Annotated in this window: 13 protein-coding genes; all 13 read left to right on the top strand. The window is 42.9% G+C overall.

What is annotated here, in order from left to right; all coding sequences use genetic code 11:
- Positions 1–85: 85 nt before the first annotated feature.
- Positions 86–316, top strand: a complete 231-nt coding sequence (locus AC1WHX_RS07145) for a hypothetical protein (protein ID WP_418236391.1) — start codon at positions 86–88, stop codon at positions 314–316.
- 33 nt (positions 317–349) lie between these two features.
- Positions 350–574 (top strand): hypothetical protein, encoded by a 225-nt coding sequence (locus tag AC1WHX_RS07150; RefSeq protein ID WP_297930349.1) that lies wholly within the window; start codon positions 350–352, stop codon positions 572–574.
- A 38-nt stretch (positions 575–612) separates the two neighbouring features.
- Positions 613–1011 carry a hypothetical protein gene (locus AC1WHX_RS07155; RefSeq protein WP_022390572.1) on the top strand — a complete coding sequence of 133 codons (399 nt, stop codon included), beginning with the start codon at positions 613–615 and terminating at the stop codon, positions 1009–1011.
- Between the two features lies 1 nt (position 1012).
- Positions 1013–1207 (top strand): hypothetical protein, encoded by a 195-nt coding sequence (locus tag AC1WHX_RS07160; protein ID WP_022390571.1) that lies wholly within the window; start codon positions 1013–1015, stop codon positions 1205–1207.
- Between the two features lie 82 nt (positions 1208–1289).
- The gene (locus tag AC1WHX_RS07165; protein WP_481229069.1) at positions 1290–1796 is read left to right on the top strand and encodes a phage antirepressor N-terminal domain-containing protein; all 507 of its coding nucleotides are present in this window, start codon (positions 1290–1292) and stop codon (positions 1794–1796) included.
- 261 nt (positions 1797–2057) lie between these two features.
- Positions 2058–2369 carry a hypothetical protein gene (locus AC1WHX_RS07170; protein ID WP_418236392.1) on the top strand — a complete coding sequence of 104 codons (312 nt, stop codon included), beginning with the start codon at positions 2058–2060 and terminating at the stop codon, positions 2367–2369.
- 44 nt (positions 2370–2413) lie between these two features.
- Positions 2414–5452: a CHC2 zinc finger domain-containing protein gene (locus AC1WHX_RS07175; RefSeq protein ID WP_481229074.1), complete on the top strand. Its 3039-nt coding sequence runs from the start codon at positions 2414–2416 to the stop codon at positions 5450–5452.
- A 2-nt stretch (positions 5453–5454) separates the two neighbouring features.
- Positions 5455–5808, top strand: coding sequence for a hypothetical protein (locus AC1WHX_RS07180; RefSeq protein WP_418236394.1), 354 nt, complete (start codon positions 5455–5457; stop codon positions 5806–5808).
- Positions 5795–6112 (top strand): hypothetical protein, encoded by a 318-nt coding sequence (locus AC1WHX_RS07185; RefSeq protein ID WP_122304105.1) that lies wholly within the window; start codon positions 5795–5797, stop codon positions 6110–6112. The genes AC1WHX_RS07180 and AC1WHX_RS07185 overlap by 14 nt, the downstream gene beginning before the upstream one ends.
- Positions 6113–6675: 563 nt before the next feature.
- Complete coding sequence (locus AC1WHX_RS07190) at positions 6676–7155, top strand: hypothetical protein (protein WP_022390565.1); 480 nt, start codon at positions 6676–6678, stop codon at positions 7153–7155.
- A 100-nt stretch (positions 7156–7255) separates the two neighbouring features.
- Positions 7256–7633 carry a hypothetical protein gene (locus AC1WHX_RS07195; protein ID WP_297930326.1) on the top strand — a complete coding sequence of 126 codons (378 nt, stop codon included), beginning with the start codon at positions 7256–7258 and terminating at the stop codon, positions 7631–7633.
- Between the two features lie 73 nt (positions 7634–7706).
- A complete protein-coding gene (locus AC1WHX_RS07200) occupies positions 7707–8669 on the top strand; it encodes a S49 family peptidase (RefSeq protein WP_481229071.1) in 963 nt (320 codons plus the stop codon).
- Between the two features lie 11 nt (positions 8670–8680).
- The coding region (locus AC1WHX_RS07205; RefSeq protein ID WP_481229072.1) for a hypothetical protein at positions 8681–10500 on the top strand (1820 nt) is incomplete at its 3' end.

The following is a 10500-nucleotide window of genomic DNA, read 5'->3' on the forward strand; positions in this document are numbered from 1 at the left end:
CTATAATTGGATAAAATAATTGCTAACAATAAATATTATAGTAACTTTGCAGTATAAATCTAATAATAATAATTTAATATTTAACATGAATATGAAAAAAAAATCAAATTCAAAGCAAGATGGAAACGCTTTGCGGCATTATTTACGGAGTCTGCCGGTATGTGAATCTTCTAAAATGGCAAAAAGGCTGGCTGATGAATGTAAAGTACCTATTTACACTTTCAATAATTGGAGGAGCGGGTTGGTCCGTATACCAGAGTTGGCTAAAGATAAGATAGAAGAAATAGCGGGTCGTAAAATATTTAATCAAGAATAATCATGAATACAATTGCAAAACATTTTGTCAGTTATGAAAATAACCGTAGAAAGCACAAGTAAAATGATTACTCTAAATGGAGTTCCGGCACGAATATGGGAAGGATTTACCGAATCAGGGATTAAATGTCATTGCTATATTACCCGGATTGCCATTGATAAAGATGAGTCACGATCCGAAGAGTTCGAGAAGGAATTGAGCGAACAAAAGACTCCATCGGCAGAAATAGAAGCTATACCTATTCGTATGATATTGTAGTGTCCTGTTACAGTTTTCAGAGTTAAATTACTTTCGACATGAAAAAATATATTCATATCCCATCCAAACAAAAAATGCCTAAAATATCATATAGACATAGTCCGATCATGCAAGATACACCAAACCGATTTGAACTTAAAGATTTGTTTAAAACGGGAAAAGTTGATGTATCGAAATTAGCCTTTTGCGTTAATGTTTGCTATAATCTTGCCGATTTGATGGAAACCCTTGTTCTTGAGGCCGAATCAGAACTAAAAAAAGTAGGTTCGGATCTTGAATTGGAAATGCGCCATCCGATCGATCGTATGAAGATACACACCCGAGAGATGGTTAGGTTTGTTGATACCAGAACTTCCGAAAGATTTGCCGAGAGTTATGGTGAGACTTCAGATAAGCTTAAAGAGTTAATTATTGACTTTTATAAAAAACTACTTTAGAATGAGTGTTTTTGTAGATAAAGATCAAAGTGGACGAATCTCGCTTATGGAAATGTCTTATGGGGAAGCTGAAGTGTTATTACAGGCTTTGCGTTTCTATTTTGAAAGTAGATGGTTGCACACCAAATCTCCGGAAGAGCGGGAGATAAAGAGACTTATAAAAAATATAGAGGACATATTGCCCTCTATATTTTAAACCAAAAACTTTGTTTATGGAAACAAATGTCGGTGACAAAGATAAAAAAATTAACTGACCGATAACAAATAAGAATCAAATTATGAAAACCAAAACAATTGCAAAAGTAAATAACGTGGACATTGTATCTACAAATGACGAACAGATGGTAGCGATCAAACCTATATGCGAAGCGTTGGGAATTGACTACAAGGTGCAATGGCAAAAAATTAAAGATGATGAAGACCTCTCAGCAACTATGGTCCTTAACACCACAGTTGCAGCCGATGGAAAAGAACGGGAAATGTGCTGTTTGCCTGTCCGCTATATCTTTGGATGGTTATTCACTATCAATCCCGCAAATGTAAAGCCTGAAGCAAAAGAGGCTGTCCGTAATTACCGGAAAATGTATTATGATGTATTATATGAACATTTTTTCGGCTCACAACAAAAACAGCTTGAGCAAAACCAGATTGAAATAAACCTGTTGGAGAATATCGCCAAGCTCGACCAGCAAAAAGCGGCTATCAATTGTGAACTGTCCGAAATGAAAAGAAAGTTAAACCAACTCCGAGAGGAACGGTTGAAAAATGAACCTTCACTTTTCTAATATTTAAAATTTCCCGTCATAATGATACAAGTTTCCGATTTTATTGCTATGTTTGCACCATCCTCGCCAAAGGATATTATATTAATCTTTAAAAGAAGGGCTTTTTTATGTCCTATCGGAAGCATTGTATCTAAAGATATAAGGCTGTCAATTCCTATACGAGAGTATCCCTTCTTTATAGATTGTATACTTGTTCTTTGGCGAGACATTGGGAGGCGACAGCCTTTCTTATATTTATACATTTCAATTACATTCTCGTTTATGCCAAAGAACAGTGTAATTTGCAATGCAGGGAACAACAGTACCCGTACGGCAACGTCGGCACACGAAACGTGCACATCACTCACCTCATTCCAGACATTAGAAACCCTTATTCCCCAGTTGCACGAAGCCCGCATACGGTTCAGAAAGAACCGGGTGACGGGAGTGTTCAACATTACCGGGCGTTACACCACCATGAGCGCGCCTACCATAGAACAGCTTATCGATAATGTTCTCGAAAAACAACGGGAATACAGAGACTACATATCTGAAAGCAGAAAACGAAAAGCCACTCAAGCACCATGTATATAAGCGAAGATGATAAGAAAAAAAATTAAGACCGTACTTCTGATAAACTGGCCGAAGTGATCGGTCAGTTTACCACTTTGAGTAAGCACGGTACGGGTCAAGACCTTTTCGGGACTTGTCCCATTTGCGGGTCGGACAAGTTCGGGATTAATGAAAACAAACGGGTATTCCGTTGCCACAAATGCCAGCAAATCTCCGGAAAAACACCTATCGATTACCTGATGAAAGGAAAGAATTATTCGTTCCCCGATGCCCTGAAATGGCTGGCCGATTACTTTAATATCCTGCTTTCCGAACCACCTAAAAGAGAACCAAAGAAAAAGCTGAAGGACAAAATCTCCAGAGGGAAAAAGAAAGACGGATCGGCTCGGCAAAGCTACTGTGCCCGGATGCTTCAGGAGTCAGGACTGACGTTTGAGGATGTTACGGCTAAAGTATTTCATCAAGACAAGAATAAGACCGTTGCTCTGTCTCCGACCTTCTTTGCCGGTACGGTCGACAGTCACGGTAATATCGACCGCACCGGAGATGATGCTGTCATTGCCTATTATGACTTGGAGGGGCTACCCATTACTTACGAACAGAAAGATGCCAAAGGCCGGTTGACGGGAAAGACTAAAGAATATTTCCGCATCCGTTGGCAATTTCCCGACGAGCATCTGGATAAAGAGGGCAAGCCGTTTAAATATAAATCCCCATACGGAGCGGCGACATACGTTTATATTCCTGAACGTATCCGGGAGAGATATCGTAAAGCCGAGCCCATTCCCCGGTTGTTTATCCAAGAAGGAGAGAAAAAAGCCGAAAAAGCCTGCAAACACGGTATTATGAGCGTCGCCATTTCGGGTATCGGCAATATTGCCACCAACAAACGCTTGCCAGAAGATATTATTAAGGTCATATCCGTCTGTAAGGTGCAGGAAATAGTTTTCCTTTTAGACAGCGACTGGCAGGATATCTCGGCCAACATCAAAATAAATGACCGGGTCGACAAACGTCCACGAAATTTCTTTTACGCCGTCAAGAACTTCCGGGAGTATTTCCGTTCACTGAAAAACCGGGAACTTTACGTCGAAATTTATTTCGGCCATGTCCGGAAGAATCCGGCACAGGACAAAGGTATCGATGACCTTTTGGCCAACACTTTGTCGGGTAAGGAAAACGAACTGCTCGAAGACATCGATTACTGTATGAATGAGAAAGACTTGGCCGGTAAATATGTACAGTTTCATAAGATAACAACCTGCACCGACTACAAGCTGGAGGAACTCTGGTGTCTGCATTCACCGAACGAGTTCGCCAGGCTTCATAAAGATATTCTTAAAGACCTGCCCGAGTTCCTGATCGGGCGTAACCGGTGGCGATTCAACGATAAAGGGGAGTTGGAAAGCGCACAGCCCATCGAAAGCGATGAGAAGTATTGGGACGAAATCGAAAAACGGGACAGGGACGGCAATACCCGCATCACATACGAATTTAAATATAAGCGTTCCCGTATCTTTCTCCACAATCGGGGATTCGGACGGTATCAACGGTTGGATAATACCTTTGACTGGATACATCTCGACCCGCCTACCGTCACTACCGTACAGCCTTGGGAGATACGCGACTATCTGGAAGAGTTTACCGAAATGAATGCTCCGGAAGATGTTCTGGAAATGATCATCAAGGGCGGACCTCAATACCTCGGCCCGGACAAACTTTCCGGATTGCCCTTTATCGTCCCGAATTTCACTAAACCCGAACGGGATAAGCAGATGTTCTATTTTTCCAACATTTGTTGGGAAATTGTTCAGGATGGCGTCAAAGAGCTGCATTACTCCAACATATCGAACCATATCTGGAAAGACGAGCGCAACGAATCGTCCGTAACGCTGCTCAAGGCCCCTCTTATACAGGTCTCGCAAGACGCGGAGGGCAAATGGTCTTATATCATTTCTCCGGAAGGGCAACGGTGCAACTTTCTGCAATTTCTGGTCAATACCTCCAATTTTACCTGGCGCAAAAAGAGGATGATCGATGAAGGGAACTGCAATATAACGCTGGACACGGACGAAGAGTATGAGAATATCGTCCATTTGGTCTCTAAACTTTGTGCTATCGGTTACATGCTGATGGACTGCAAGGATAAAGCCAACGCTCGGGCGGTAGTGGCGATGGACGGTAAACAGAGCGAAGTCGGGGCCAGTAACGGACGTTCAGGGAAATCCTTGGTAGGAGAGGCGTTCAAGCATGTCCGTAAATCGGTAGTCATTAATGGGAAGAACTCAGAGTTGGCGAAAGATAATTTCCTTTGGGATGAAGTGACGGAAAAGACGAAGGTCGTCTTTATCGATGACGTACGGGCAGGATTCGATTTGGAATTTCTTTTTGCCAACATCACCGGAGATTGGACAGTAAATTATAAAGGAGGCCGCCGATGTACTTTTCCTTTCTCGCAATCGCCCAAGATATACATCACCACCAACCACGCCCTCAAGGGCGACGGCTCTTCTTTCCGTGCCCGGCAATGGATTATCGCCTTTTCAGATTATTACAACGATAACTTCTCGCCACTCGATGACTTCGGTCAGCTTTTCTTTGACGAGTGGGATTTCGAGCAGTGGAATCTCTTCTGGAACTTGCTTGCCACATGCGTACAATTGTATCTGAAACACGGATATGTCGCCTCTCCGGGCGAACGCATCGAGATCCGCAAGCTCCGGCAGGAGATGACCGAGGAATTCCTGTCATGGGCGGAAGAGTATTTTTCCGATCCGGCGAAGCGAAACGTCCAGCTCGTCCGCAAGGAACTGTACGACGCTTTTCTGACCTATGTCCCGGAGCAGCGCAAATATTGCTCTCCTACCGCTTTCAAACGCCGTATCATCAAGTATTGTGAATATAAAGGTTACCTGTTCAACCCGCAGAAGTATGACCGCATTACCGGACTGCCGATCTATCTCGATAAGGACGGCAATCCGGTAATCGATGACAAATCTTCCGGAGTCGAGTATTTCACCATCGGGGACGATAATTTCGTATCTGATGCTGCAACAAACAATGAGTTAACCGATTTTATAGAAGGTAACGAAGAATTATTATAAAAATGGAGCCTGATAATCGTATATATCGCCTTACTGACAAAAAGGAAATAGATGCTTTTGTGGAACAATATGGCTCGAAATTTCTTCAATTTAAAGCAGATGTATATACGAGACTTAAGGGACTACCTTCCGGTACATTTTTTAAACCCGTATGGATTGATATTTTTACCTTGGTAAAAAAAGAACATTTGTTATCAGCATTTATTAAATGTGCGTGTTTATTCATGCTTGAGAATAATACTATTAAAGAGTTTTGGGAGTTTGATGATCATTATCTGCATATAAGACATATCAAGGAAGATCCGGAAAAAGAAATAAATTACAGCGCAATACAAAGATGGTATGGAAAAAAGTAATAAAATCATGGTAGTAATAAGTCCTGACCCGGTTGTCCGCAATCGCATGTTGAAGCGGCTGATAGTCCGTCTCGGCTTTGCCATCACTCCGACCGACGCCGGCAAGCTCATAAAGCGGTCGGTACACGATATTGATTTGCCGAATGCCTATTTCGTTATCGCCGACTTGTACAACTTCAGAGCAAGCCCTATTACCACACAGCGACTGTATGAACTCGCAGCCCGTGGCATTGCCGTTGTCGTCGGAGTTAAAAAGTTACCGCCGGAATTCGAGTTTATTTGTACCGCATTTTATCCGGAATAAAGTAGTATTCATTAAGTACGCTATTTAAAAGAGATTTTTCTTTTTGAAAGATCTCTTTTTTTTTGCATTTCCCCTCGCACCCCTTAACCTGTAAACAGTCGCTTTCGGACAACAGTGCAACGCAAAAAAACGGGCGACATACAATATATATTCTTTATTCTTATATTTTTTACTTTTTGAAAAGTACCCCTTCAAAAAATGAGAAAAAAAATCGTGCTTTCGTGCGGAACGAAAAATATTCTTAATAAATATTTGATAATCAAAATATTATGCAAGCACGATTTTAGCACAGAATTAGCACGAATTGCACAAAACAAATCGTGCACGATTTTTTGTGCTCCGCACGAAATCTAAAAACGGTTTTGTGCTAAAATCGTGCTGATGTAATCGTTTGATTTTTAGTTATTTGTATTCTTGAATTGTACCGAAAAAGATTTTGCACGATTTTTTTCCTATGTTTTCCCAAGGGGTAGTTTGGGACGCATTTTCTCTTTTTAGCTGTCGATATTTGTCTTTTTGGATAATGTTTTGTATCTTTATATTTGATATTCAGTAATTTAACTATGATAAAAACCAGAATAGAAATTACACCTTATTTGGCCGAGTACCTTACTTGCAAGTTTTATGATCCCGAATCCGATGCCGTTCGAATTCCGGACACGAAAGATCTGTACCATACCATTTGGGATTTAATGTCGAAGCGACCGGATAATGCGGTCGATACCGGAAACCTGACGTTAGTGCTTCCGGACAGGCGGACGGGCAAAGATCCTGAATACTATAATTATTTGGGAGAACGGTCGGCACGTATTATCGACAAGCGGGTCAGGGTGATGTTCTATGCCGAGTTGCATGATCGTTTGGATGAGAACAAGCATCGGTACAATATCGAGTATATCGATACGGTACATCATTTTATGTGCAAATACAATATCACATCTATCAGTGAAGACGGCTTGCTGAAAAATTACTACCGCTGGAGAGACAATGAGCGGAAGAAGAAAGCCAAGCGAGATTATAAAAAGAGGTTAAATACACCTTGATTTATCTCCGACATAACGTATTATTTTGTCCGTTTTTTGCGGAAAAATAAACGGAATTTTAACGTAAAATAGAGAAGTGTTTAATTTACAATATATTACAATGAATGAAATTTGCAACATTTTACGAATTTATAAACTGTCTCAACTCAAGGCTGTGACAGAATCGGAGGTTATTCCCAAATCCGGAGAAAAACCGTTGACTGTTTATCCCGACCATTTAGATCTGGAACTGTCTCCGGATCAACAAGACGGCGGATTATTATATAAGATCGAGCAAACCATACCGGTTTCCAAGTTGCCGGAAGATGAAGCCGTGCTTTTCCCTATACCGACTCCCTCGATTATAGAGGGTGAGAATACGACCGGGGAAAAGGTCATCATCGGGACACCCGAATGCCCGGCATCGGTATATATCATTCCGCACCTTCAAAAAGACCAGCTTTCGGTTACCTGTTTGATGCAAAAATCCCCTTTTTAAAAGCCTTCTTGCCTTATTATAGTCCTTTAGAACCCTTGCTTATTACACGATATTCGTGGTAAATATACAAGGGATGAACGAAAATTCTTTATTACAGCTTCTTCTTTCACCTGCGCATAAACTCCTCTGTACCCAAGAAGAGTTTGTCGCCGCCATAATTTCATGTTTTCCCGTAGCTGCCCAAAAAAGTTTTGCAGACATTGTTTCCACTATCTCCAAAGGCTTTTACTCAGAACCTCTCACATACCGGGATTCTGTAAAGAAAGAACTGCAAGCGGTTTCCCGACAAAGCGAGATCTCCGTGACCGATGATTTCGGTTCGGATACTCTCGACCCGGACTCTTTGGCCTATCATCGCATCAAAGGGATGATACTTTCCGATGCCCGTTATGGTTTCTCGACAAAACAATTTGCCGAAGATCTTCTGACGGCCGATGCCAATCCTCATATTTCCTGCCATTTTCTGCATATCACCTCGGGAGGCGGTGAAGCGTGGTATCTCGATCGTGTGTCCGAGATACTGCGCACTCTCGATAAGCCGGTCTATACACTGATCGAAAAAGTGTGCGCTTCGGCAGCTTATTATATCGGTTGCCACGGGGAGCAAGTAAAGGCCGTTACACAAAATGACACTATCGGCAGTATAGGGACAATGGTATCGTTTTACGATATCCGCCCATATCTCGAATCTCTCGGATTGAAATACATTGAAGAATACGCCTCTAAGTCGAGACTGAAAAATAAAAAATTCAATGATTTGGTTGCAGGAAAACCAGAACAGTATATAAAAGAAGAGTTAGATCCGCTTCAAGTGCAGTTCGAGGCAGAAGTGCGCCGCTCCCGGTCTGCGTTGGCAGCATTAGACCCGGAACATCCTGTCTTTCTGGGAGAGTCTTTCGATGCTGTTCATTCCGTAGAAAACGGGCTGATCGATGGTATCGTTACCATGCCTGAGGCCATGAATGAAGCCTACGGACTCGGGAGAGAGTGGAGCAGGAAAAATAAAATGAGACATCAAGCCTATTCATTCATTTAATACTTCACAAAATGTTTAAAAAGCAATTTCAACAGATTATCAACTCGCTGGGATTAATGCAAAAAGCAAAAGACCGGCAACTTACCAAAGAAGATTGGGAGAGCATATCCGATTCGTATAAAGAGACCTATGGTGTCGATTTTTACGAAGACATGCAGCAGGCGAAAGAGAAAGCCGGTGAAGCCGACCGACTTTCCAAAGAGCATGCTCAGGCTCTTGAGATCCTGAATGCCATGGAGGAGAACACCGGTTCGGACAAGGAATCCGGTGATTTGCTGGAAAAAATGAACAAGTTTGCTGCCGGCATGCAGAAAATATCCAAAGAAAATGCAGATTTGAAAGCCGCACTGGATGCCATGGCGTCTGCCGCAGCTCCTGACGTTCCCGTGGCTACTGTACAAAAAAGGCTGTCTGTTTTTGGTCCAGGAAGCACCGAAAAGCATCTGTTCGGTATCGAAAACCCTCTGTTCGACATGTCCAAACGCTGGAATAAAATATCTGCCAATCCGGCTTTTGCCCTGACCTCAGACCCGGATGAAGATACCGACGGCCCGGCATTCCAGTCTGAGGTGCGTAATTTCGGTAAATCGATGGCTGCCCGATATCGGTATCTTAAAGAAAATAAGCTGCTCGACCCTAAGAAACTGAACGAAGGTTTCGGTTTCGATACGGCCGATCTCTCCAATGCCGGACTCGGCGACCAGTATGTCGTACTCCGTCAGGATGCCCTTATCGCACGTATTCTGACACTTGAGACCGTTTATCATATTTTCCCCCGCCGTTCGGGTATTCAGGACAGGGAACTGATGACGAACGCTTTCTTCAGCAAATTCTCTCAGGCATATCAGCCGGGCAAGGTGTGGAAAGGAGACGTCAAGCTCCAGCCGGAAATGGCGCATGTAGATGATGCGATGTTCAAAACACTGTTCGGGCCGATGAAAGAAATCGAACGTCAATATATCGGTTATCTGAACACCGATGGCTCCGATCCGATCAAATGGAGCATGATCGAATGGCAGCTTCTGAATATTTACACGGCTTTGGTCAATGAACAAAACGAGCGTCGGATTTTGGGCATTTATGTCAAACCCGAAGAAGGTAAGCCCGGCCATCATCTGAACGGATCTACCGGTTACGTATATACGCTTGTCCGTTATATCCATGAAAATAAACTATTGCCTCACTCCGATGACGCATATAACGCCTATACCAAGACGACCATGCTGGATGCCGTGCAGGAATTTGTCAGCGATGTGCGGGAGACGGTCGATAAAGGGCTGGATATCGAGAAGTTCGAGATACTTTTGAATAAAAACCATCGTTCATGGTGGCGTAAATGTATTCGTGCGCAACACGGTAAGGAGATGGATTTCAAGGGTGTCGATGGTCTTACCGATATTATTCCCGATACAACGATCAATATCCGCTGGGTTCCCAATATGGGACAGTTGAAGCTGATCTGTCTTCAGGAATCCGGAAACCAGCAATGTCTTGAGTTCGCTCCGGGTGAGATGTTATCGGTGAAGATAAAAGAAGATATGGAACAGGTAGTTTGCTGGTCGACCTGGAAAGAGGGTTTTTCCGCTTCTTACGTCGGACAGGCTTTCGATACTCCGACCAAACTGGTCGAGAACAACTATAAGCTGCAGCGGGTATTCATCAACAAACCGTGCGTCACCTTAGCCGACAAAGCTACATCGGCTGCGGCTAAAGACGGATTCTGGTTCGTTACTTCAGATAATACGGCGGCAACCGCATTGACCGATATTGCCGGTGCGGAAGAAGGAACGGCCTATATCATCGAATGTGGCGGGACAGAAAATGCAACGAC

The sequence above is a fragment of the Coprobacter sp. genome (assembly GCF_982436375.1).